Source organism: Streptomyces sp. NPDC086147 (assembly GCF_040702165.1).
Lineage (GTDB): Bacteria > Actinomycetota > Actinomycetes > Streptomycetales > Streptomycetaceae > Streptomyces.
In genome coordinates this window covers 78,364-101,352 of sequence record NZ_JBFBJO010000021.1, presented here as the reverse complement: position 1 = coordinate 101,352, position 22,989 = coordinate 78,364, and the positions used below count along the sequence as shown (strand labels likewise).

The 22,989-nt window shown below is 74.7% G+C and carries 20 protein-coding genes; 12 read left to right on the top strand and 8 right to left on the bottom strand.

The features are described from left to right. Positions 1 to 142: 142 nt before the first annotated feature. Complete coding sequence (locus tag AB0398_RS29605) at positions 143 to 1,045, top strand: LysR family transcriptional regulator (protein ID WP_366378714.1); 903 nt, start codon at positions 143 to 145, stop codon at positions 1,043 to 1,045. 27 nt (positions 1,046 to 1,072) lie between these two features. On the opposite strand, the gene AB0398_RS29600 is transcribed toward AB0398_RS29605, so the two are convergent. Then, a complete protein-coding gene (locus AB0398_RS29600) occupies positions 1,073 to 2,881 on the bottom strand; it encodes a serine hydrolase (protein WP_366378713.1) in 1,809 nt (602 codons plus the stop codon). A gap of 136 nt (positions 2,882 to 3,017) precedes the next feature. Between AB0398_RS29600 and AB0398_RS29595 the strand changes: the two genes are divergently transcribed. The 3 genes from AB0398_RS29595 (at position 3,018) to AB0398_RS29585 (ending at position 6,315) form a co-directional block, all read left to right on the top strand. Next, positions 3,018 to 3,497, top strand: a complete 480-nt coding sequence (locus AB0398_RS29595; RefSeq protein WP_366378712.1) for a MarR family winged helix-turn-helix transcriptional regulator — start codon at positions 3,018 to 3,020, stop codon at positions 3,495 to 3,497. 42 nt (positions 3,498 to 3,539) lie between these two features. After that, positions 3,540 to 4,637 (top strand): ionic transporter y4hA, encoded by a 1,098-nt coding sequence (locus AB0398_RS29590; protein ID WP_366378711.1) that lies wholly within the window; start codon positions 3,540 to 3,542, stop codon positions 4,635 to 4,637. Positions 4,638 to 4,806: 169 nt separating this feature from the next. Further along, positions 4,807 to 6,315, top strand: a complete 1,509-nt coding sequence (locus AB0398_RS29585) for a fatty acyl-CoA synthetase (RefSeq protein WP_366378710.1) — start codon at positions 4,807 to 4,809, stop codon at positions 6,313 to 6,315. Here AB0398_RS29585 and AB0398_RS29580 read toward each other — a convergent pair. Both AB0398_RS29580 and paaK read right to left on the bottom strand, forming a co-directional pair. Beyond that, entirely contained in the window at positions 6,312 to 6,563 is a 252-nt protein-coding gene (locus tag AB0398_RS29580; protein ID WP_366378709.1) for a hypothetical protein, read from the bottom strand. The two genes, AB0398_RS29585 and AB0398_RS29580, sit on opposite strands and share 4 nt — an antisense overlap. Before the next feature lie 55 nt (positions 6,564 to 6,618). Next, complete coding sequence (paaK, locus tag AB0398_RS29575; RefSeq protein WP_366378708.1) at positions 6,619 to 7,911, bottom strand: phenylacetate--CoA ligase PaaK; 1,293 nt, start codon at positions 7,909 to 7,911, stop codon at positions 6,619 to 6,621. 282 nt (positions 7,912 to 8,193) lie between these two features. Here paaK and AB0398_RS29570 point away from each other — a divergent pair, with 282 nt between their 5' ends. Together AB0398_RS29570 and AB0398_RS29565 are read left to right on the top strand one after the other, a co-directional pair. Then, positions 8,194 to 9,417, top strand: a complete 1,224-nt coding sequence (locus tag AB0398_RS29570; RefSeq protein WP_366378707.1) for a cytochrome P450 — start codon at positions 8,194 to 8,196, stop codon at positions 9,415 to 9,417. A gap of 73 nt (positions 9,418 to 9,490) precedes the next feature. Next, positions 9,491 to 10,312, top strand: coding sequence for a GNAT family N-acetyltransferase (locus tag AB0398_RS29565; RefSeq protein ID WP_366378706.1), 822 nt, complete (start codon positions 9,491 to 9,493; stop codon positions 10,310 to 10,312). Positions 10,313 to 10,330: 18 nt separating this feature from the next. On the opposite strand, the gene AB0398_RS29560 is transcribed toward AB0398_RS29565, so the two are convergent. Next, entirely contained in the window at positions 10,331 to 11,146 is an 816-nt protein-coding gene (locus AB0398_RS29560) for a pentapeptide repeat-containing protein (protein ID WP_366378705.1), read from the bottom strand. Positions 11,147 to 11,270: 124 nt separating this feature from the next. Here AB0398_RS29560 and AB0398_RS29555 point away from each other — a divergent pair, with 124 nt between their 5' ends. Beyond that, positions 11,271 to 12,794, top strand: coding sequence for an alpha/beta fold hydrolase (locus AB0398_RS29555; protein WP_366378704.1), 1,524 nt, complete (start codon positions 11,271 to 11,273; stop codon positions 12,792 to 12,794). Positions 12,795 to 12,807: 13 nt separating this feature from the next. Here AB0398_RS29555 and AB0398_RS29550 read toward each other — a convergent pair whose 3' ends face one another. Beyond that, on the bottom strand, positions 12,808 to 13,158 hold the full coding sequence (locus AB0398_RS29550) for a helix-turn-helix domain-containing protein (protein ID WP_366378703.1): 351 nt from the start codon (positions 13,156 to 13,158) through the stop codon (positions 12,808 to 12,810). A 100-nt stretch (positions 13,159 to 13,258) separates the two neighbouring features. On the opposite strand from AB0398_RS29550, the gene AB0398_RS29545 reads away from it, so the two are divergent. From AB0398_RS29545 to AB0398_RS29530, 4 genes are all read left to right on the top strand, one after another. Continuing rightward, the gene (locus tag AB0398_RS29545; protein ID WP_366378702.1) at positions 13,259 to 13,927 is read left to right on the top strand and encodes an NAD(P)-binding domain-containing protein; all 669 of its coding nucleotides are present in this window, start codon (positions 13,259 to 13,261) and stop codon (positions 13,925 to 13,927) included. A gap of 24 nt (positions 13,928 to 13,951) precedes the next feature. Next, positions 13,952 to 14,362: an ACT domain-containing protein gene (locus tag AB0398_RS29540; RefSeq protein ID WP_366378701.1), complete on the top strand. Its 411-nt coding sequence runs from the start codon at positions 13,952 to 13,954 to the stop codon at positions 14,360 to 14,362. Positions 14,363 to 14,557: 195 nt separating this feature from the next. Continuing rightward, positions 14,558 to 15,058: a hypothetical protein gene (locus AB0398_RS29535; RefSeq protein ID WP_351182495.1), complete on the top strand. Its 501-nt coding sequence runs from the start codon at positions 14,558 to 14,560 to the stop codon at positions 15,056 to 15,058. Between the two features lie 17 nt (positions 15,059 to 15,075). Next, positions 15,076 to 15,441: an RNA-binding S4 domain-containing protein gene (locus tag AB0398_RS29530; RefSeq protein WP_366378700.1), complete on the top strand. Its 366-nt coding sequence runs from the start codon at positions 15,076 to 15,078 to the stop codon at positions 15,439 to 15,441. Positions 15,442 to 15,488: 47 nt separating this feature from the next. Here AB0398_RS29530 and AB0398_RS29525 read toward each other — a convergent pair whose 3' ends face one another. From AB0398_RS29525 to AB0398_RS29515, 3 genes are all read right to left on the bottom strand, one after another. Beyond that, entirely contained in the window at positions 15,489 to 17,684 is a 2,196-nt protein-coding gene (locus AB0398_RS29525; RefSeq protein ID WP_366378699.1) for a terpene synthase family protein, read from the bottom strand. Between the two features lie 162 nt (positions 17,685 to 17,846). After that, positions 17,847 to 19,766 (bottom strand): N-acetylmuramoyl-L-alanine amidase, encoded by a 1,920-nt coding sequence (locus AB0398_RS29520; RefSeq protein ID WP_366378698.1) that lies wholly within the window; start codon positions 19,764 to 19,766, stop codon positions 17,847 to 17,849. A 339-nt stretch (positions 19,767 to 20,105) separates the two neighbouring features. Then, positions 20,106 to 21,233, bottom strand: coding sequence for an aminoglycoside phosphotransferase family protein (locus AB0398_RS29515; RefSeq protein WP_366378697.1), 1,128 nt, complete (start codon positions 21,231 to 21,233; stop codon positions 20,106 to 20,108). A gap of 233 nt (positions 21,234 to 21,466) precedes the next feature. On the opposite strand from AB0398_RS29515, the gene AB0398_RS29510 reads away from it, so the two are divergent. Then, positions 21,467 to 22,960: a hypothetical protein gene (locus tag AB0398_RS29510; RefSeq protein ID WP_366378696.1), complete on the top strand. Its 1,494-nt coding sequence runs from the start codon at positions 21,467 to 21,469 to the stop codon at positions 22,958 to 22,960. Positions 22,961 to 22,989 lie beyond the last annotated feature (29 nt).

Below are 22,989 nucleotides of genomic sequence, written 5' to 3'. Positions count from 1 at the left end.
CGGGGGGGGGGGGGGGTTGGGGGGCCCCCCCCCCCGCGGGGGCGGGCCCCGCCGCCCCCCCCCCCCCCCCCGCCCGGGGGGGGCCGGGGGGCCCCCCCCCCCCCGGACCGGAGCGGACCCTCCGGCCTGCGAGACTGGGGACATGATCGAAGCGCGGCGGTTGCACATCCTCCGTGCGGTGGCCGACCACCGCACGGTCACCGCGGCGGCCGCCGCGCTCTACCTCACCCCCTCCGCCGTCTCCCAGCAGCTCGCCGCTCTGGAGCAGGAGACCGGCCACCGTCTGGTCGAGCGGAGCGCCCGGGGCGCCCGCCTCACCCCGGCCGGCGAGATCCTGCTGAGCCACGCCAACGCCGTCCTGGCCCAGCTGGAGCGCGCCGAGGCCGAGCTCGCCGCCTACGGCTCCGGCGAGGCCGGCACGGTCACGGTCGCCGCCTTCGCCACCGGCATCGGCCTCGTCGTGGCCCCCGCCCTCACGGCGCTCGCCCGCACCGCGCCCGGCATCCGGGTCCGGGTGCGGGACGCCGAGGGCGACGAGAGCCTGCTCATGGTCCTGGACCGGCAGGTGGACGTGGCCGTCGCCGTCGAGTACCGGGGCGCCCCCGGCGAGGACGACGACCGCCTCACCCGCGTGCCGCTCTACGCGGAGCCCTTCGACGCGGTCCTGCCGCCCGGCCACCCCCTGGCGGCCGGCGGGCGGGTCGCGCTCTCCGCCCTCGCCAAGGACGACTGGATCGGGCAGTCCACCGGCAACCCCTGCCACGACGTCACCGTCCTGGCCTGCGAGTACGCCGGCTTCGCCCCCCGCTTCGCGCACGTCTCCGACGACTTCCGCGCCGTCGTCGCCCTCGCCTCCGCCGCCGCCGGGGTCGCCCTCGTGCCGCGCTCGGCGCTGCGCGGGATGGACCTCACGGGCGTCGAGGTCCGCCCGGTGGAGGGGGTCGCCCCCACCCGCCGGGTCTTCGCGGCGGTACGGCGCGGAGCCGAGGAACACCCCCTGATCAGCCCGCTCCTGACGGAGCTGCGCACGGCCGCCGCCGACTGAGGGCGGCCCCGGGGCCGGTCCGGCCGGTCAGTCCCGGGACGCCGTCCAGCCCACCGCCTCGATCCGCGCGCCGTCCGCCGGCCGGGCCTCGTCGAAGAGCGGGCGCCCCGCGCCGTCGAGGACCCGCACCCCGTCCACGTACACCCCGCGTCCGACGTACCGCGCGTCCGTCGCGTACCGCCACCGCAGCCGTACGGGGACGGATCCCCGGGCCGCCTCCGGCACCTCGGCCGCGAGCCGGTGCCAGGCGCGCCCGGACCAGCCGCCCGCCGTCCCCGCCGGGTGCGGCGACGGCTCCTCCCTCGGACGCGCGGTGACGAACGGCAGCGGCTCCCAGGTCACCCCGCCGTCGCGGGACGCCTCCAGGAAGACCGCGTCCGCGTCCGGTTCGGTGTCCCACCACAGCGCGCACTCCAGCCGCGCGGCGCCGGGGACCGGGGGCAGGGCGAGGGTGGCGGTGGCGCCGCTCCCCATGCCGGAGAACCAGGCCGTGCGTCCCCGGGCCGGCCGTACCGGTACGGCCCTGGCCAGCCGGTTCGCGGTGGCGACGCGCGGCGCGGAGCCGGAGCGCCAGGAGCGCACCGGGTGCACGGAGTTGCCGAGGACGATCAGGAAGGCGTCGGTCGTCGGGTCCAGGACGAGGCTGGTGCCGGTGAAGCCGGTGTGCCCGGCCGTGCGGGGCGTGGCCATCGCGCCCATGTACCAGTGCTGGTGGAGCTCGAAGCCGAGCCCGTGCGCGTCGCCGGGGAAGGCGGTGTTGAAGTCGGTGAACATCAGCTCCACCGACGCGGGGGAGAGGATGCGGGCCCGGCCGTACGCCCCGCCGTTGAGCAGGGCGCGGGCGAGGACCGCCAGGTCCCAGGCGCGCGAGAAGACCCCGGCGTGCCCGGCGACCCCGCCGAGCGCGTACGCGTTCTCGTCGTGGACCTCGCCCCACACCATGCCCCGGTCCAGGCCCGACCAGGGCGGCCGGGCGTCCTCGGTGGCGGCGATGTCCGGCCGCCAGGAGGGCGGCGGGTTGAAGCGCGTGCGGTCCATCCCGAGCGGAGCGGTGATCTCGTCGTGGAGCAGGACGTCCAGGGCGCGGCCGGTGACCTCCTCCAGGACCGACTGGAGCGAGATCAGGTTGAGATCGGAGTAGAGGTACGCGGTCCCCGGCGGGTTCGCGAGCCGCTCCTCCCAGAGCAGCCGCAGCTTCCCCTCCCGCGTCGGCTCCCGGTACAGCGGGATCCAGGACCGGAAGCCGGAGGTGTGGGTGAGCAGTTGGCGCACCGTCACGTCCCCCTTCCCGCCGCCGCCGAACTCCGGCAGGTACGCCGTGACCCTCGCCTCCAGATCGAGCACCCCGCGCTCGATCTGCTGCACCGCCAGGATCGAGGTGAACAGCTTGGAGACCGAGGCCAGGTCGAAGACGGTGTCCTCGGTCATCGGCCGCTGCCGCTCCGGCGGCAGTTCGACGCCGGTGCCGGTCTTCTCGTCGTACGCGGCGTACCGCACGGCCGAGCCGATCGCCCGGTGCAGGGCCACGGTCCCGCCGCGCCCGGCGAGCAGGACGGCGCCCGCGTACCAGGGGTGCGCGGGGGAGGGGGCGAGGAACGCCTCGGCCTCCGTCACCAGCCGGTCCAGGTGCGGCGCGAGCAGTCCGGCCCGCGCGGCCGAACCGCGCCGCAGCGTGGTCCGCCGCGCGACGGACCCGGCCCCGGACCCGCCTCCGGCACCCGCCGCGAGGCCGGCCCCCGGCACCGCACCGATCGCCACGGCTCCTCCGAGGGCCAGCAGCCCGCCGCCGAACGCGCGCCGGGTCGAACGTCCTTGTCTCGCCGCATCCTCCGTCATGCCCACTGTCTCCCACCGGGGGCAGCCGCCAAACGGCCCTGCTCGAACATGCCTTCCGGTAGCATCGTCCGTAAAGATATCTTTGCTTTGAAAGCAAAACGAAGAGTGTGAAACCGAAACGAAGGGGGAAGGTGCGATGGCGAACGCCCACGAGGAGGACGAGGACCCCGGACCGGATCTGGACGAGGCCGTACGCACGTTGCTGCTGCTGATGCCTCGGACGGTCGCACGGGTCAAGCGCGTCAGGATCCCCGAGGACCTGCAGTCGCTCACCCTCGCGCCCCGCCACCTCTCCCTCCTCGCCCACCTCCTCTTCGACGGACCGCTGAGCGTCAACGAGCTCGCCGCCCACCTGGAGGTGGCCCCCACCACCGTCAGCCTGATGGCGGGGGACCTGGTGAAGAAGGGCGTCCTGGAGCGGGTCGAGGACCCCGCCGACCGCAGGCGGAAGATCGTCTCCATCTCCGAGCGGTACCGGGCCGCCATCGACGGCTGGCTCGGACGCAGCGCCGACGCCTGGCGTACGGCCCTGGCCCCGCTCGACGCGCGGGAGCGGCGGATGTTCATCGAGACGCTCGCCGCGTACGAGCGAGGCCTCACCGAACCCCTGGAATGACCGAAATCGGGCGAAAGCCCCCTTTGTGGCAGGATGCGGATCATGAGTTCGAGCACGGCGGCAATGACACGTCAGTGGACCACCTGGGGACCAGTGGTGGCGGCGCTGGCCATGGGCGCGGCCTGGGGGCGTGACCTCCCCGGCTTCGCCGTGGGGCTGATCGCGCTCTGCCTCCTCGTGGCGGTCCTCGCGGCGGTCCACCACGCCGAGGTGATCGCCCACCGCGTCGGCGAACCCTTCGGCTCGCTCGTCCTCGCCGTGGCCGTCACCGTCATCGAAGTCGGACTCATCGTCACCCTGATGGCCGGAGGCGGCGACAAGACCTCCACCTACGCCCGCGACACCGTCTTCGCCGCCGTCATGATCACCTGCAACGGCATCGTCGGCATCTCCCTCCTCGTCGGCGCGCTCCGCAACCGCGTCGCCGTCTTCAACGCCGAGGGCTCCGGCGGCGCGCTCGCCATCGTCTGCACCCTCGCCACGATGACGCTGGTCCTGCCGACCTTCACCACCAGCCACCCCGGCCCCGAGTTCTCCGGCGCCCAGCTCATCTTCGCCGCCGTCGCCTCCCTCTTCCTGTACGGCGTGTTCGTCGGCGTCCAGACGGTCCGGCACCGCGACTACTTCCTCCCGGTGCCGCGCCCCGGCCACGAGTCGGAGGACGAGCACGCCGCCCCGCCGGGCAGCCGCGAGGCCTGGACCAGCCTCGGCCTGCTCCTCCTCGCCCTCGTCGCCGTCGTCGGCAACGCCAAGCTGGTCTCGCCCACCATCGAGGACGCCGTGGAGTCGGCCGGTCTGCCCAAGGCGGTCGTCGGTGTCGTCATCGCCCTGATGGTGCTGCTCCCCGAGACCCTCGCCGCCGTCCGCGCGGCCCGCCGGGACAGGATGCAGACCAGCCTCAACCTCGCCTACGGCTCCGCGATCGCCAGCATCGGCCTGACCGTCCCGGCGATCGCGCTCGCCTCGATCTGGCTCTCCGGGCCCCTGGTCCTCGGCCTGGGCCCCCTCCACCTGGTCCTGCTCGCCCTCACCGGTGTGGTGAGCGCCCTGACCGTGGTGCCGGGACGGGCCACGCTCCTCCAGGGCGGCGTCCACCTCTCGATCTTCGCCGCCTTCGTGTTCATGTCGTTCAGCCCCTGACGGGCCCCCGGCCGGTCGGTCCCGTCGGCCGCCAACCGCAGCGCCGGCGAGCGCGGGACGCCCTTCTCGTGGAAGCGGGAGGCCGCCCGGCGCTCGTCGGCGCACAGCCGTGTCCCGGCGCGCCGCCGAGTACTTGACCCCGCGTGCGGTGCGCGCCGAGGATCGCGCCATGAGCCGACTCCCCAGCCGCACCGTCGACGGCGTCCTGCGCGCGAGCGCCCGGCGCGTCCCCGACCGGACCGCCCTCCGCTACGCCGACCGGAGCTGGACGTACGCGGAGCTGGACGCGGCCGTCTCCACCGCCGCCGCCGTCCTGCGGGAGGCCCACCACGGCATCGGGCTGCCGGAGTACGCCCGGGTCGCCACCTACGGCCACAACTCCGACGCCTATCTGATCGCGTTCCTGGCGTGCGCCCGGGCCGGCCTGGTCCACGTGCCGGTCAACCACCACCTGACCGGCGACGACCTCGCGTACGTCCTGGAGCAGTCGGACAGCTCGCTCGTCCTCGCCGACCCCGCCCTCGCGGACCGGATCCCGGACGGCTTCCCCGTCAAGCCGCTGCGGGACGCGCCCGGTTCCCTGCTCGACGCGCTCGCCGAACCGGAGGCGTACGACACCGACCGCGACGCCCGCGACCTCGCCCAGCTGCTCTACACCTCGGGCACCACCGCCCAGCCCAAGGGCGCGATGATGACCCACCTCGCCCTGGCCCACGCGTACGCGAGCGCCGTCGAGGCCCTCGACCTGCGCGAGGACGACCGGCCCGTGCACGCGCTGCCGCTCTACCACTCGGCGCAGACGCACGTCTTCCTGCTGCCCTACCTCGCCGTCGGCGCCGAGAACACCCTCGTCGACGGCCCCGACCCGGCCGTCCTCTTCGACCTGGTCGAGGCGGGCCGGGCCGACAGCCTGTTCGCCCCGCCGACGGTCTGGATCGGCCTCGCCAACCACCCGGAGTTCGCCACCCGCGACCTCTCCGCGCTCCGCAAGGCCTACTACGGGGCCTCGATCATGCCCGTGCCCGTCCTGGAGGGCCTGCGCGCCCGTCTGCCGGAGCTGCGCTTCTACAACTGCTTCGGCCAGTCCGAGATCGGCCCGCTCGCCACGGTCCTCGGACCCGACGAGCACGAGGGCCGGATGGACTCCTGCGGCCGCCCGGTCCGCCACGTCGAGGCCCGGGTCGTCGACGAGAAGGGCGACGACGTCCCCGACGGCACCCCCGGCGAGATCGTCTACCGCTCGCCGCAACTGTGCGAGGGCTACTGGAACAAGCCCGAGGAGACCAGGGCGGCCTTCAGGAACGGCTGGTTCCACTCGGGCGACCTCGCGGTCCGCGACGCCGAGGGCTACTACACGATCGTCGACCGGGTGAAGGACGTCATCAACTCCGGCGGCGTCCTGGTCGCCTCCCGTCAGGTCGAGGACGCCCTCTACACCCACCCCGGGGTCGCCGAGGCGGCCGTGATCGGCCTCCCCGACGAGCGCTGGATCGAGGCGGTCACGGCGGTGGTCGTCCCGCGCGGCGAGGTCACCGAGACCGAACTCCTCACCCACGCCCGCGAGAAGCTCCCCCACTTCAAGGCTCCGAAGCGCGTCCACTTCCTGCCCGAACTGCCCCGCAACGCGAGCGGCAAGATCCTCAAGCGCGAACTCAGGGACCGGTTCGCGGAAGCCTAGGACGTGCCCGGCGGGTCAGGGGCGCGGCCCCGGCCATGATCCGCCGCGCACCGCTGCTCGTCCTGCTCGCGGAGCGCAGCCGCACCCATCGCGCCGCCGAGGTCGCCGACCGGGTCCGGCGCGCGCTCCCGGAGGCCGAGGTGGTCCTGCTGCCCGGAGCCGCCCACCACTCCCTGCCGCTCGTCGAACCGCACCGGCTCGACGAGCGGCTGCTCGGCTTCCTGGGCCGACCGCACCGGCCGGAGCACGTTTCCCCGGCCCACCGGACAGGACCTGTCCGGACAGGTCCCACCCAAACGGGAGCTACGCGGAGTCCCGCAGGTCCACGATCCGCCGGATCTTGCCCACCGAGCGCTCCAGCGTCTCGGGGTCGACCACCTCGACCCCGACCGAGACGCCGATGCCGTCCTTGACCGCCGCCGCGATCGCCCGGGCCGCCTCCGCCCGCTCCCCGGCCGTCGCGTCCGGCCGGGCCTCGGCCCGTACGGTCAGGACGTCGAGCCTGCCCTCCCGGGTCAGGCGCAGCTGGAAGTGCGGGGCCACGGCCGGGGTGCGCAGGACGATCTCCTCGATCTGGGTGGGGAAGAGGTTCACCCCGCGCAGGATGATCATGTCGTCGCTGCGCCCGGTGACCTTCTCCATCCGCCGGAAGACCCGCGCGGTGCCCGGCAGCAGCCGGGTCAGGTCCCTGGTCCGGTAGCGGACCACCGGCATGGCCTCCTTGGTGAGCGAGGTGAAGACCAGCTCACCCTCCTCCCCGTCCGGCAGCACCTCGCCCGTGAACGGGTCCACGACCTCCGGATAGAAGTGGTCCTCCCAGATGTGCAGGCCGTCCTTGGTCTCCACGCACTCCTGCGCCACGCCCGGCCCCATGACCTCCGACAGTCCGTATATGTCGACCGCGTCGATCGCGAACCGCTCCTCGATCTCCTTGCGCATCTCCTCCGTCCACGGCTCGGCCCCGAAGACGCCCACCTTCAAGGAGGTCGACCGGGGGTCCACGCCCTGCCGCTCGAACTCGTCGAGGAGGGTGAGCATGTACGAGGGGGTGACCATGATGACCTCGGGCCGGAAGTCCTGGATCAGCCGCACCTGCCGGGCCGTCATGCCGCCCGAGGCGGGGATCACCGTGCAGCCCAGGCGCTCCGCCCCGTAGTGGGCGCCGAGCCCGCCGGTGAACAGGCCGTAGCCGTACGCCACGTGGACCTTGTGCCCGGGGCGCACGCCGGCGGCGCGCAGCGAGCGGGCCACCACGTCCGCCCAGACGTCCAGGTCGCCCTCGGTGTAGCCGACGACGGTGGGCCGGCCGGTGGTGCCGCTGGAGGCGTGGATCCGCCGGATCCGCGACGGGTCGACGGCGAACATCCCGAAGGGGTAGTGGTCGCGCAGGTCCGACTTGGCGGTGAAGGGGAACCGCGCCAGGTCCGCCAGCGTGCGGCAGTCGTCCGGGGAGACCCCGGCCGCGTCGAAGGAGCGCCGGTGGAAGTCCACGTTCTCGTACGCGTGCCGCAGGGTCGCGCGCAGCCGCTCCAGCTGGAGCGCCGCCAGCTCCTCCCGGCCGAGCCGCTCGCCGCCGTCCAGCGGTTCTTCCGTCATGCGCCGCTCCTCCACGCTCTTCACCGCGCTCCTCGCCGTACTCTCGAAGCAACCTACCGATCATTCGGTAGATCCGCTCGGGCCAGTAAAACCGGAGGTACGGGGGGCTTGGCAAGGGGTCGGACGCGAGGGGGCCGGAGACGGGGCGCCCGATCGCCCGCATGGACCACGCCTCCCGCGCCGTCCAGACCCCTTTGTGTGCTTTCGCGGCGGCCCGGTGCCCGTGGCCGGGCGGGGCGGGAAGGAGGGGAGCGCCCCCGTCCCGCAGAAAGACAGGTCCCCGTGCTCGACGCCCCCGCCCCCGACGCCGCCGACGCCCCCCGGATCCGCTTCTGGGCCGTCCCCCACCTCACCGGCCTCGACTTCGACCCGCTGCTCGCCGAACTGCTCCACGAGGACCCCGTCACCCGGATCCGGCTGCCGCACGGCGACGGCCACGCCTGGCTCGTCACCCGCTACGAGGACGTCAGGTTCGTCTCCGCCGACCCCCGCTTCAGCCGCCGGGCCGCCCGCGGCCGCCCCGTCACCCGGGTCGCGCCCCGGCCCGTCCCGCTGGAGGGCGACGTCGGCTTCGCGGACCCGCCCGACCACACCCGGATGCGCCGGGTCCTCGCCCGCGCCTTCGGCCCCGGCCCCCTGCGGACCCTGCGCGACCGCGCCCAGGAGGCCATGGACCGGCTCCTGGACCGCGTCGAGGACCACGGCGCCCCCGCCGACCTCGTGGAACTCGTCCACCGGCCCTTCCCGCTCGCCGTGGCCGGCGCGCTCATGGGCGTGCCCGAGGGCGACCGGCCCCTGCTCGCCCACTGGGCCGCCACCGCGGTCTCCGCCGACGCCGGCCGGCGCGCCGGCGAACGGGCCAGGGCCGACGCGGTCCGCTACTTCACCGAACTCGTCGGCCGCAGCCACGGCAGCGGCGGGGAGACCCTCGCCGCCGTCCTCGCCGACGCCGTCGACGACGGGGCCCTCACCGGACGCGAGGCCGCCGGACTCGCCTTCCTCGTCCTGACCGGCGGGACCCACGCCGTCCGCAACAACACCGCCCACATGGTGTACGCGCTGCTCACCCACCCGGAACACCTCGCCCGGCTGCGCGCCGAACCCGCCCTGCTGCCGCGGGCCGTCGACGAACTCCTCCGCTACATCCCGCACCGCGACGCCGTAGGGCTCCCCCGGATCGCCCTGGAGGACGTCGAGGTCGGCGGGGTCGTCATCCCGGCCGGGGACCCCGTCTACGTCTCCCACCTGACCGCCAACCGCGACCCGGCCGTCTTCCCCGAACCCGACCGGCTCGACTTCGACCGGGACCGGGCCCCGCACCTCGCCTTCGGCCACGGCCCCCACGCCTGCCCCGGTGCCGCCCTCGCCCGGATCGAGTCCGAGGTCCTCGTCGCCTCCCTGTGGGACCGCTTCCCCGACCTGCGCCTCGCCGTCCCCGCCGAACGGCTCCGCTGGCAGCGCGGCACCTCCGTCCGGGGCCCCGAAACCCTGCCGGTGACGTGGTGACCCGCCGACCGGGGCCGCGCCCACCCGCCGAAACCCGTTGCCGGGCGCGGGCCCGGCTGCTGGAGTGGCCGCCATGGAATCCCCGCACCCGAGCACCCCGCACCCCGCGCGCGACCCCCGTGAACTGCTCGACCTGTACGACCGCCAACTGCGCCGAGAGGCCCGCCCCGACGGCCCCGGCAGCCGCGTCGAACGCGTCGGAGCCGTCGTCCGCCAGACCGGCCCCGCCCACGCGTGGAACGGCGTCCTCTGGTCCGGACTCGACGCCGGCGACACGGCGGGCGCCGACGCCGCCGTCGCCGCGCAGATCGCCCACTACCGGACCGCCGGCCTGCCCTTCGAATGGAAGCTGTACGGGCACGACGCCCCCGCCGACCTCGGCGACCGGCTCCGCGCGGCGGGCTTCACCGCAGGGGAGCCCGAGACCCTGATGGCCGCCGAGGCCGCCGCCCTGCCCCGGGACGTCCCGCTGCCCGAGGGCGTCGAACTCCGCGCCGTCACCGACGAGGCGGGCGTGGGCCAGGTGGTCGAGGTCCACGCACGCGCCTTCGGCACCGACAGCGCCCCTATCGGGCGCCAGCTCCTCGACCACCTCGCGGTCGCGCCCGACGCCGTCGCCGCCGTCGTCGCCGTCGCCGACGGCGAACCCGTCAGCGCGGCCCGCCTCGAACTCCACCCCGGTACCGACTTCGCCGGCCTCTGGGGCGGCGGCACCGTCGAGGGCTGGCGCGGGCGGGGCCTCTACCGCGCCCTCGTCTCCCACCGCGCCCGCGTCGCCGCCGACCGGGGCCACCGCTACGTCCAGGTCGACGCGGCCCCCACGAGCCGCCCGATCCTCCGCCGCCTCGGCTTCCTGGAGCTGACGACCACGACCCCGTACACGTACGAGCTCTGAACCGGCCTCCCCGGCCGCTCAGGCCGTCCAGTGCGCGGGACGCTCGAAGGCCTCCGGGAGGCGGGTGGCGGCGTCCCCGCGCGCCGCGTTCAGCTGGGGCTGGGTGAGGAACAGGGCGTCCGTCAGGTCCGCGCCGGACAGGTCGGCGTCCCGCAGGTCGGCGCCGATCAGATCGGCGAGCGACAGGTCCGCCCCCGTCAGGTCGGCGGCGATGAGCAGCGCCCCGCGCAGGTCCGCGCCCCGCAGTTTCGCCCCGCGCAGCCGCTTGCCGATCAGGTCCGCCCCGCGCCGGCTCTTCGGCCGCCCGCCGGCCGTGGCGCGGACCAGCTCGCTCGTCCGGAGCAGCAGCGGGTTCACCTCGCCCCGCACGGCGTTCACGTCCAGCTTCCCCAGCGCGTCCGGCGTTCCCGCCGCGAGCGCCTCGACCCGGGCGAGCGCCGCCCGCACCTCGGCGTGCACGGGCCGGGCGGCGCGCAGCGCCAGCGCCTCGGTGAGGTACCGCAGCAGCTCGTGGAGCCCGCGCACCACCGGGAACACCTCGTACATCGGCCGGGCCGTCTCCGGTGCCTCGCGCCACGACACCCCGCCGAAGGTCACCTGCGACACCCGCTGGCCCGCGCCGAAGCAGTCGTACACCGTGCAGCCCTGGAAACCGCTCGGCCGCAGCCGCGTGTGGATGCCGCAGCGGAAGTCCTCCCGCAGGTTCCGGCAGGGCTCGCCGGAGGACTTGTCCACGGCGAAGTCCGCCGACTTGGCGAAGGGCAGCGCCACGCAGCACAGGCCGAAGCAGTTGGCGCAGTCGCCGCGCAGCGCGGATTCCCGGGTGTCGGGCACGGTGAAACGGTTCCTTAGGGGTGAGGGAGAGCGCCGGGGACGGCCCGTCCACCGTATCGCGCCCGGTCCCGCGCTCTCGGCGAAATACGTTGCCAAGATCATCGGGGCCGGTGAGGATCGGCGCATGCCGACGTTCACCACGTATGACGGAACCGAACTCGCCTACCGCACGCAGGGGGAGGGCGAGCCGCTGGTGTGCCTGGCGGGCGGGCCGATGCGGGACGCCGCCTACCTCGGTGACCTCGGCGGGCTCGCCGCCCACCGCACGCTCGTCCTCCTCGACGCCCGGGGCACCGGGGCGAGCGCCGAGCCCGCCGACCCCGGCACGTACCGCTGCGACCGGCAGGTCGGCGACGTCGAGGCGCTCCGCGCCCACCTCGGCCTGGAGCGGATCGACCTCCTCGGCCACTCGGCGGGCGGCAACCTCGCGACCCTCTACGCCGCCGCCCACCCCGAGCGGATCCGCTCCCTCGTCCTGGTCACCTCCGCCGCCCGCGCGCTCGGCGTCACCACCACCGACGAGGAGTGGGACGCGGCCGCCGAGGTCTTCGCCGACCGGCCCTGGTACCCGGAGGCCAGGGCCGCGCTCGACGCGACCGGCCCCGAGACCCCGCTGTCCCGCGTGTGCGCCGTCGCCGCGCCCTTCGCCTACGGCCGCTGGGACGAGGCCGCCCGGGAACACGCGGCCGCCGCCGACCGGCAGACCCGCTGGGAGGCCGCCGGCACCTACCACGGCGAGGGCGCCTACGACCCGGCGGCGACCCGCCACGCCCTCGCCGCGCTCACCGCGCCGGTCCTGGTCCTGGCGGGCGAGCACGACGCCGGACCGACCCCCACCAAGGCCGCCGAGGCGGCCGCCCTCTTCCCGTCCGCCGAGCTCGTTGTCCAGCCGGGCGCCGGCCACCACCCCTGGGTGGACGACCCGGACGCCTTCGTCCGCGCGGTCGCCGCCTTCCTCGATCCCGCCGTCCGCACGGTCACCGTGGACGGCGTCCGCCTCGCCCACCGGGTCACGGGCCCGGAGGACGCCCCGCCCGTCGTCCTGGTCCACGGACGCGGCGAGAACGGCACCACCTGGGCGCGGGTGGCGGCCGACCTCGCCGCCGACCACCGGGTGTACGCGCTCGACCTGCGCGGCCACGGACTCAGCGGCCGACGCCCCGGCGGCTACGGCTTCGACGCCTTCCGCGACGAGCTCGGCGGCTTCCTCAGGGCCCTCGGCCTCACCGGCGCCACCGTCGTCGCCCACTCGATGGGCGCCGCCGCCGCGTACCTCCTCGCCCGGGACGAGCCCGGCCTCGTCGGCCGCCTCGTCCTGGAGGAGCCCCCGGTCTTCTTCCCGCTCGACCCGCCGCGCCCCGTCGCCGAGCGCCCCGAGGGCCCCCTCGGCTTCGACTGGGAGATCGTCCCGGCCACCGACGCCCAGCTCAACGACCCCGACCCCGACTGGCGCGACCGGCTCGCGTCGATCACCGCCCCCACCCTGGTCCTGGCCGGCGGCCCGACCAGCCACGTGCCCCAGGAGCGGCTGTCCTGGCTGGCCGGCCGGATCCCCGGAGCCCGCCTCGCCACCCTCGACGCCGGACACCTCGTGCACGCCGACCGCCCGGACGAATTCCTTTCAATGGTAAGGGAGTTCGGCCTGTAGGGAGAGACCCCTCTCACCCGCCGTGCCGCTCCTGCGCGGCCATCACCTCGTCGCCGTGCTCGAAGGCCCACTCCCCGAACGCGCCGATCGGGCCGAGCAGGGTCCGGCCCAGCGGGGTGAGCGCGTACGCGGCCCGGGACTCCGCCCCGGCGCTCACACGCCGCTCCACCAGGCCGTTGAACTCAAGCCGCCGCAGCGTCTCGGTGAGGACCTTGGAGCTGATGCCGCCGATCCGCCCGCGCAGCTCGACGTGGCGGCTCGGGCCGTCGCGCAGGGCCCAGAGGACCACCGAGTTCCAGGTGTTGGCGAGCAGGTCGAAGGCCAGGCGGGCACGGCAGTCCGCGAGGTATGCGTCGGAAGTCACGTACCGGATGGTGCCCGACCGGCTCCCTAGTGTCATCCCCGAAGTGCCGGACGACGGCACCGGAGGACCGGGAGACCGGACGACCCGAAGGACAGGAACGATGAGGATCGGTGTACTGGGAACGGGCAACATGGCGGACGCCCTCGCCACCCACTGGGTGCGGGCGGGCCACGAGGTGCTCGTCGGCGGCCGGGACGGACGGCGGGCGGAGCGGCTCGCCGCCCGGCTGGGCGGCGGGACGCGGCACGGGACCCCGGAGGAGGCGGCCGGGTTCGGGGCCGTCGTCCTCGCCGCGCTGCCGTACGGTGCCGGGGCGGAGGTCGTCGCGGACGTACGGGCCTCCCTGGCCGGGCGGGTCCTGCTGGACTGCTCCAACCCGGTGGGCCCCGGCTTCCGGCTGCTGACGGAGGGCGGCCCCTCCGCCGCCCGCCGACTGGCCGACGCGGCGCCCGGGGCGCGGGTCGTCAAGGCCTTCAACCTCTGCCACGAGGACGTGTGGCGGATGACCCCGCCCGTCTTCGACGGGAGCCCCCTCGCCGTCCCGGTCTGCGGCGACGACGGGGAGGCGCTCGCGCTGGTCGGGGAGCTGGTGCGGGACGCGGGCTGCACCCCGCTGGCCGGGGGCGGCCTCGACCGCGCCGGCCTGCTCGAAGCGACCGCCGCGCTCTTCATCGGGCTGTGGGTCGGGGAGGGCGCGGACGCCCGGGCGATCGCCCCGCCCCTGGCGTTCGCGACGGGACCGGCGGAGGGCGCCCCGCCGCGCCCGTGACCCCGGCCGCCTACCCTGGCGCCCATGAACGCGGAACGTGATCTGACCCGGCTCCTCGCCGGCCTGCGACCGGAACTCGACCCCGGCCGGTACGTCTTCACCACGGTGGACGGCCCCGCCCCGGCCGGGCTCGCCCCGGTGGTCACCGTCGCCGAACCCGAGGGGCTCACCCTCGTCGTACGGCAGGAGGAGGCGGACGCCGCCTCCCTCGCGTACGACTACGTGGCGGGCCGGATCACGCTGCGGGTGCACTCCGCGCTCGACGCCGTCGGGCTCACGGCCGCCGTCGCGCGCGAACTCGCCGACGCCGGCCTGAGCTGCAACGTGGTGGCCGGGTTCCACCACGACCACCTCTTCGTCGAACACGCCCGCGCCGAGGAGGCCTTGGACCTCCTGACCCGGCTCGCGGAGCGCTCCGGGGGCCGGGGCGAGTGACGCGTACGCGTGGCCCCGGGCCCCGGCCGGCCCCATGGGCGCGCCGAGGCCCGGTCGCCCGAACGGCGCACCCGGGGCGACCGGCCGGACACCCCGGGTGACCGCCGGGGCGCCCGGCCTCCGGGCGCGATCGGGACGGCCGTACGGAGCCGCCCGGCGCGTCGCGTCCCGCCCCGGGGCACGTACCATGGCCGTATGTCCTTCCTCCGCCGCCGCAGCGCCGCCACACCCGCGGGTCCGGACTTCGACGTCCTGGCCATGGACCCGGGGGACTGGCCGGGCAATCTCGGCGCCGGCCTGCTGCCCGCGCCCGACGGCTCCTGCCAGGGCGTGTTCCTCCGGTACGACCTGTTCGGCGGCCGCGGCCCCGCGATGATCATCGGCAACCTGCCGGCGGGCTCCCCGGCCCGCGAGCTCGCGGACGGCCAGATCCCCTTCGAGGTGGCGCAGCTCCTCGCCGCCCTGGAGAACGACGAGCCGGTCGAGGTGCTCGACACCGAGGACGTCCCCGTGATGCAGGGCGACAACCTCCTCATCGTCCGCCGCCTCAAGCTCTCCGAGAGCCGCATCTCCTGCGTCCAGTTCGACCGCAGCGACAACGTCCTCGTGACGATCGCCAGTTGGGACCGGCCGATCACCGACGACCTGTACGCACTGCTCAAGCCGCTGCCCGCCGAGCTGTTCCAGCAGGGCTGACGGGGGAACGGGGCAGCGTGAGCGCGCGCGTCGACAGCTGGATCTGGGCGGTCCGCCTGACCAAGACCCGCTCCCAGGCCGCGGCGGCCTGCCGGGCCGGACACGTCAAGGTCAACGGTGAGCGGGTCAAGCCCGCCCAGCCGGTGAAGCCCGGCGACGAGGTCCGGGTCTTCCACGGCGGCCGGGAGCGGATCGTCGAGGTCAAGGTGCTGCACACCAAGCGGATCGGCCCGCCGGTCGCCGCCGAGGCGTACGTGGACAACAGCCCGCCCCCGCCGCCCCGCGAGCACGTCGCGGTCGCCGCCGTCCGCGACCGGGGCGCCGGCCGCCCCACCAAGCGCGAGCGCCGGGAGATCGACGAACTGCGCGGCCGCCGCGCCTGAGACCTGAATGAAGGCCCCCGGGAATTCCCCGGGGGCCTTCGCACGCGTCAGCGGGGCACGGCCCCGAGCAGCTCCGTCACCCGCGCGGCCGAGGTGCCGAGCCCCTTCGGGCCGTGCCGCAGGAGCGGGGTCCCGGCGCCCGAGCGCACGTCCTCGGCCCGGTAACGCCGCACGTTCCGGTGCCAGTTGAGGATCCCCGCGAGCCAGTCCTCCAGCTCCCGCAGATACGCCCCGAAGGCCGCCCTGCCCTCCTCGTCGAGCCCGAAGTCCTCGTACAGCAGCGGCACTTCGTGCTTCTTCACGTGCTCGTACTGGCGCAGCCTGCCCCGCATCAGGTCGTCGACCATCGCGACCGCCGTCGGGTAGTCGCAGTCGAAGAACTTCTGGAGCACGAGCACGCCGTTGTGCACCTCGCCCTCGACCTCGATCTCCTTCTGGTACGAGAAGAGGTCGTTGAGGAGCGTCGCGTAGTCCATGACCGACCGCTCCAGGGCGCGCACCGTGCCCGTGCGGTGGAGCGCGGCCGGCAGCGCGTCGGCGTGCCGCAGCCGGCACAGCAGGGTGGTCAGCTCCGAGCCGAAGGTGGAGCGGCGCATCTCGATGTAGTCGACCGGGTCGGGCACCCGGTGCTGCGCCTGGTTGTGCAGCTCCCACAGCCAGCTGTCCAGCATGGCGTCGAGCGCGTGCCGCAGCTGCCCGCGCGCCTCCGGCGGCATCGGGCCCGCCGTCCGCGCCCACAGGTCGGCGAGGGAGCGCTCCATCGGGTTCACGGCGAACGCCGCCCCCAGGGCCGGGTCCTCCAGCGGCATGCAGGCCTTGAACCGCTCGGTCTGTCCCTTCGCTCCGGCGAGGTCGCGCGGTCGGCCGAAGACCAGCGGGTAGTGGTCGTCCCCGTACGTCCCCCAGGTGAGCCACTCGGAACTGAGCTCCAGTTCCTCCAAGGTGGCGTCCGGGTCGAGTCCCGCCGCGCACAGCGCCAGGTCGAAGCCGTCCATCATCGGCCGGTCCCAGATGTCGTCCAGGAGGCCCATCCGCTCGGCCCAGTCCCCGGAGCGCCGCTTCGCCTCCGCGTGGTGCGGGCTGAGCGCCAGCGGGTACGGCAGGTCGAACTCGGGCAGCAGCGACGGCCCCACGTACTGGTGGGGCACATGGGTGAGGGCCCGCAGCCGCGAGGCCGCCGGCCGCCCGAAGAGGTTCCGGACGTCCAGGGCCGAGGTGCCGACGACCCCGTCCAGGTGCGAGGAGCCGCCGACCATGCCCTCGTTCATGTACCGGCTGGAGCGCATGTGCCACTCGTGCCCGCCGGACTGCCAGTCCTGGAGCCCCTTCGCGTACGCCGCGACGGCCGCGCACTCCTCCGGCGTGAGTCCCTTCTCGGCGGCGAGCGCCGGCACCTCGGTGAGGGCCGTGTTCTCGAACTGGTGGAGCCGCGAGGTCAGCAGGTCGTTGACGGCGTTCGCCGCCTCCTGCGTCGTGCAGCCGAGGAACCGCTCCAGGACGAGCACGCCGTTGCTGTTCTCGCCCTCCTCCTCCACCTCGCGCTGGTACGAGAAGAGGTCGTTGCGCAGGTGCACCGCGTCCGAGAAGGTGTCCCGCAGCACGCACAGCGGCCGGGAGCGCGCCACCCGGTCCGGGACCTCCGCCCCCGCCGCGTACTCGACGAGCCCCGCCGACCAGGGCGCCCCGCCCACCTTGCGGCGCATCTCGATGTACTCGACGGGGTTGGCGACGCGCCCCTCGTTGATGTTGTCGAGCTCCCAGAGCGACTCGTACAGCAGGTGCTCCGTGGCCTCCGCGAACCGCTCGCGCCAGCCCTCGGACATCGCGGGAACGGTCCGCCGCCAGAGGTCCGCGAGACCCGCCTCGACCGGGTTGGTCGGCTCGGGCACGACCGCCGGGTCCGCCGGCATGAACATCGGCAGCCGGTCCAGATAGGCCTTGCCCCCGGCCCGGTCCTGGGTGCGCTTGAAGACCTCCAGGAAGTGGTCGTCGAAGAAGAAGACCCAGGTGTACCAGTCGGTGACGAGGTTCAGGACCTCCTCGCCGCAGTCCGGGTGGGTGTAGGCGCAGAGCAGCGCGTAGTCGTGGGAGTCGAGGTCGTGCTCCTCCCAGACCCCCGAGCCCTCCAGCATCCCCCTCCCGCGCGCCCAGGCACGCGTGTGCGTGCGGGCGGCCTCCACGTGGGGGTTGAGGCGCGCCGGATACGGGACGTAGAAATCCGGCATGACGAAGGGCTGCGGCATGTGCTGGGGGGCCTTCCGGTGTATGAGGAGCGGTCCGACCGGCCCAGCCTTACCCCTCGCCCGTACGGCGCACACGATCTCCTGAATAGTCGTATGAACGCCGACGGGGTGGCGCCGGACCGTGCGTCCGGCACCACCCCGAGGCTTTCGGCCATCCCTCCGTCAGATGCGGGAAACCCGCACGTCGGCGGCCTTCACGAAGGCCACCCGATGGCCGAACTGGATCTCGTAGTACTCCTCCCGGCCCCGGACGACCGTGTGCCCGGCCGTGTCGAACGTCGGTGCGAAGAGGTACTCGCCCGGGGTGCGGCCGCCCACCACGTACCGCTGACCGGCGAGCAGCCCGTACGGCAGCGGCGACACCGCCTGCACCGGCACGCCCGCCGGATAGGCCGAGGCCTCCGGGTAGGCCCGCCCGTACACCGGCACCTCCGCGAGCCCCGGCCTCGGCGTCAGGACGAGCCCCCGCCCGTCCACCGCCGTGGGCTGCCTGCGCGGGTTGTGGAACCACGCCTTCTGACCGAGGTACCAGACCGCCGTCCAGTCGCCCCGGCGCTCCGCCACCGCGAAGCTCTGCCCCGTCGAGGCGCGCGCCCCCGTGTCGTTGACGCCGGTGGTGGAGTCCTCCCCGCCCGGCCGCAGCCCGACGTCCTTGACCAGGGGCGCGTCGGCACTCGGCGCGGTGTGCAGGCGCACCGCCCCGCTGCCGTGCGGCGCGCACGCCGTCCCCGCCGTCACGCAGCCCGTGTGGACCGGCCGGTGGGCGTCGTAGTCCGGCCGGATCGTCACCACGCCCGCGTGCGGACCCGCGCTCGGGACGATCGGACGGCCGAGCAGACGGAAGTAGTGCGCCCAGTCCCAGTACGGACCCGGGTCCGTGTGCATGCCCCGGATCGAGGACGTCACCGTGCCCGGCACGTTGTCGTGGCCCAGGACGTGCTGCCGGTCCAGCGGGACGTCGTACCGGTCGGCGAGGTACCGCACCAGGCGCGCCGACGACCGGTACATCGCCTCCGTGTACCAGGAGTCCGGCGCGGTCAGGAAGCCCTCGTGCTCCAGGCCCACCGACTTGGCGTTCACGAACCAGTTGCCCGCGTGCCAGCCGACGTCCTTCAGCGGCAGGTGCTGCGCGACGTGCCCGTCGGAGGAGCGCAGCGAGTACTGCCACGACACGTACGCCGGGTCCTGCACCAGCCCCAGGGTGACGTCCCAGGTGGCCTCGGTGTCGTGGATCACGATGTAGTCGATCGACTGGGAGACGGGCCGGTCCGCCTTGTCGTGGTTGCCGTAGTCCCCGTCGCCGAACTCCTCGTACGGCGCGGGGATCCACTCGCAGGCCACCGTCCGCGGGCACTCCACGGGACCGGCGGCCGGCGCGCGCAGGCCGAGCGCCGACACCTGCCCCGTGGCGGGCGCCACCGACGGGTCGGCCGGGAGCGTCACCACCTGCCCGCCGTCCGTCGTCCGGGTCTCCCCGGTCCGGATCACGTCGAACACGTCGTTCGCGTACGTGGCCGCCGTCGCCGAGTCGTCGGCGCCGGAGTACCGCGCCACGGCCCCGTACCAGTCGGCCGGGTCCGCGCTCGCGGGCAGCCCGGCCTCCCGCTGCGCGGTGGCGAGCAGGGCCGCGCCGCCCTCGATGTTGGCGGCCGTCCGGGTCCGCAGCTCCTCGGCCGGGATCCCGGACAGCGCGGACGCCCGCTCCAGGGTCCGCAGCCGCTCCGGCAGCCGGCCGGCGGACGGCACCGGCGCGGGCGCCCCGGTGCGCGCCGGGCGCGAGGAGTCGCCGCGCGGGTCCTCCTCGCCGTCCGAGTGGTGCGGGGCGGCCCGCGTCAGGGCCGTCACCGCGTCCGTCAGGTGCATCGGCCCGTACCCGCCGGTCACGCTCGGCGCGCCGCCGTGGCCGTCCCACCGCGACTGGAGGTAGGAGACGGCGAGCAGCACGCTCTCGGGCACGCCGTGGCGCGCCGCCGCCCGGGCGAACTGCCCCTGGAGGGCACCCGCCTCGGGCGCGTCGGCACCGGCCGGCGGCGCGGCGGACAACAGGGGGAGCAGCAGGGCGGCGGACGCCAGGGCGCCCACCGCCCTCGGTGTGCGTCGGGGGAACCCGGAACGGAGCAAAGCGGCCTCCAGGGGCGTGGGGGTGGCACGGAGGGGCGTGCGGGGCCGAACCCGTACAGGGGTATCGGCTCCCGGACGATCCGTCAATCACACCCGCGACGAGGGAAGTTCCCACGTCAGAGCCGGAATGGAGGCCGGACGGCGGAGTTTCGCGGCGACGGGCCCCGGGCCTGGGACGCGTCACTGGAGTGGACCACTGGAGGGGCGGGCGCGGCCGGGAAGGCCGGTGCGCCGCGTCCCGGTGTGTCGGCACCGGGCGCACGGCGCACCACCCCCGTGGGGGTCGGCAGGACCCGCTCCTCAGCGCGTCCCGACCGCCGCGCGCACGGCCCGCCGTGCCATGGCGCAGTCGTCGTGCAGCCGCCTCAGGAGCAGCCGCTGTTCCTCCCCGGGCGCCAGCGCCCCCGAGGGCACCGGCACGGAACCGGCCGGCGGGGCCTCCTTCATGGTGCGCTGCACCGCCGTCTCGTAGGTGCGGATCTCCCGCGTCAGCACGATCATCAGGTTCACCAGGAAGGCGTCCCGGGAGGCCGGGCCCGCCTGCTGGGCGAGCTGACTGATCTGGCGCCGGGCCAGCGGCGCGTCACCGAGCACCGCCCACAGGGTCGCCAGGTCGTAGCCGGGCAGGTACCAGCCCGCGTGCTCCCAGTCGACGAGGACGGGACCCGCCGGGGAGAGCAGGACGTTGGAGAGCAGCGCGTCGCCGTGGCAGAACTGGCCCATGCCCTGGCGGCCGCCCGCGTGCGCCAGACCGTGCAGGAGCTTCTGCAGGTCGTCCCGGTCCCGGTCGGTGAAGAGACCGAGCTCGTGGTAGCGGGCGATCCGGGCGCCGTAGTCCAGCGGGGCGTCGAAGGTGCCGGCCGGCGGCCGCCAGGCGTTGAGCCGGGCGATCGCGCCGAGCGCGGCCCGCACGTCGGCGCGGGGCGGGGCCTCGGCGGGGTGGCGCGAGAGCGCCGCCGCCCGTCCGGGCATCCGCTCGATCACCAGCGTGCAGTTCTCCGGGTCCGCCGCGATCAGCCGGGGCGCCCGCACCGGCGGACGGTGCCGGACGAAGGCGCGGTAGGAAGCTATTTCGTGCCGGAACCGCTCGACCCAGGCCGGCGAGTGGTCCAGTAAACACTTCGCGACCGCCGTGGCCCGTCCGGTCGTCCCGACGATCAGTACGGAACGACCGCTGCGCCGCAGGACCTGCACCGGCTTGAACTCCGGGCAGATGCGGTGAACCGAGGCGATCGCCATCTTCAGCTGCGCGCCCTGGGGGCCGGACAGATCGATTCTTCCGCTGACCGGCTGGGTACCGGTGCCGCCCGCCCAGCGCCTCGGCCGGACGGCCTGGGGAGCGGGGGCCAGGTACGGTCCGGCGCCGGCCGGGACGATGCGGTGCTGCGGCCGGGGCGGGGCGGACACGGAGGACGATGCTGTGTACATGGAGGTGACAGATCCCTTCGTGCGCCGACGAGTTGCGTGCGTCGCCCCGCCCGCCCCCGGTCCGCACCCTGGGGAATGAGGGCCGGTCGGCGGGGCGGGGTGGCGCGTTCCTACCTGACACCCGCGCGCGGGTGGCGGAACACCGGGCGACCCCTGGCGAAAGCCTGGCGAATAGTCCCCGGCCCCATGACAGGGGTTACTGTCAACTCAGCCGAGAACCTGGGGGCTTAGACGTGACCGGAGAAACCAACACCCGCCTTGCGGACCTGTTCGGCCTGGCCGGATGGTCCAAGGGCGAACTCGCGAGGCTCGTCAACCGGCAGGCGGCGGCCATGGGCCACCCCCAGCTGGCGACCGACACCTCGCGGGTGCGGCGGTGGATCGACCGGGGCGAGACCCCGCGCGATCCCGTCCCCCGGGTGCTGGCAGCACTGTTCACCGAGCGACTCGGCCGTGTCGTGACCATCGAGGACCTCGGGTTCGTACGACACGGGCGTGCGGGGAAACGGCAGGACGTCGGCAAGACGGAGAACCCTGACCAACTGCCCTGGCCACCCGATCGTACGGCGGCGGTCCTCACCGAATTCACGGGAATGGACCTCATGCTCAACCGACGCGGCCTGGTGGGCGCGGGTGCCGCGCTCGCCGCCGGCTCCGTACTCAGCAACGCCATGCACGACTGGCTGCAGACCGACCCCGCCCGCCCGGGCGCCGTTCCGCGTGCCGCCGATCCCCTCCACGCCGACCCCGCCGGGTTCGACCGCTACGAGGCCGCCCCCATCGGGTCGGAGGAGATCGACGCACTGGAGCGTTCCGTGGAGGTGTTCCGTGCCTGGGACGCCTCCCGGGGCGGCGGTCTCCAGCGCAAGGCCGTGGTGGGCCAGCTCAACGAGGTGGGCGGCATGCTCGCCTATCGCCACCCCGACCACCTCCAGCGGCGCCTGTGGGGCGTCGCCGCCAACCTGGCCGTCCTCGCGGGCTGGATGTCCCACGACGTCGGCCTCGAACCCACGGCGCAGAGGTACTTCGTCATCGCCGCCCACGCGGCCCGCGAGAGCGGCGACCGGCCCCGGGCCGGCGAGGCGCTCTCCCGCGCCGCCCGTCAGATGGTGCACCTGGGCCGGCCGGACGACGCCCTCGACCTGATGAAGCTCGCCAAGACGGGCTCGGGCGAACGGCTGCTGCCCAGGACCCGGGCCATGTTCCACACCATCGAGGCCTGGGCGCAGGCGTCGATGGGCCGGGGGCAGGCCATGCGCCGCACCCTCGGCGAGGCCGAGGACCTGTTCGTGTCGGACCGGCGCGACGAGGCGACGCCGAACTGGATGCAGAACTTCGACGAGGCCGACATGCACGGCATGGAGGCCCTCGCCTACCGCACCCTCGCCGAGCACGACCCGGCCGCCGCGATCCCCGCGCAGCGCCACGCCAAGCTCGCTCTCGACCTGCGGAGCAAGGGGCACGAGCGGTCCAAGCTCTTCGACCACATCTCCCTCGCCTCGGCCTGCTTCATCGCCGACGACCCGGAGCAGGCCGACCGGTACGCCCGGCTCGCCCTCATCTCCATGGGGGACACCTCCTCCCACCGGACCTGGGACCGGCTGCGGGAGATGTACCGGCTCACCGGCCAGTACGCCGACCACGCCAGGACCGACAGCCTGCGCGAGGAGATCGAGCTGGCCCTGACCCGGTCGCCCGTGGTCCGCCCGAGGCCCGGACAGGCCTGATCCCCGGCCCTTCGGGGGACCGGGGACCA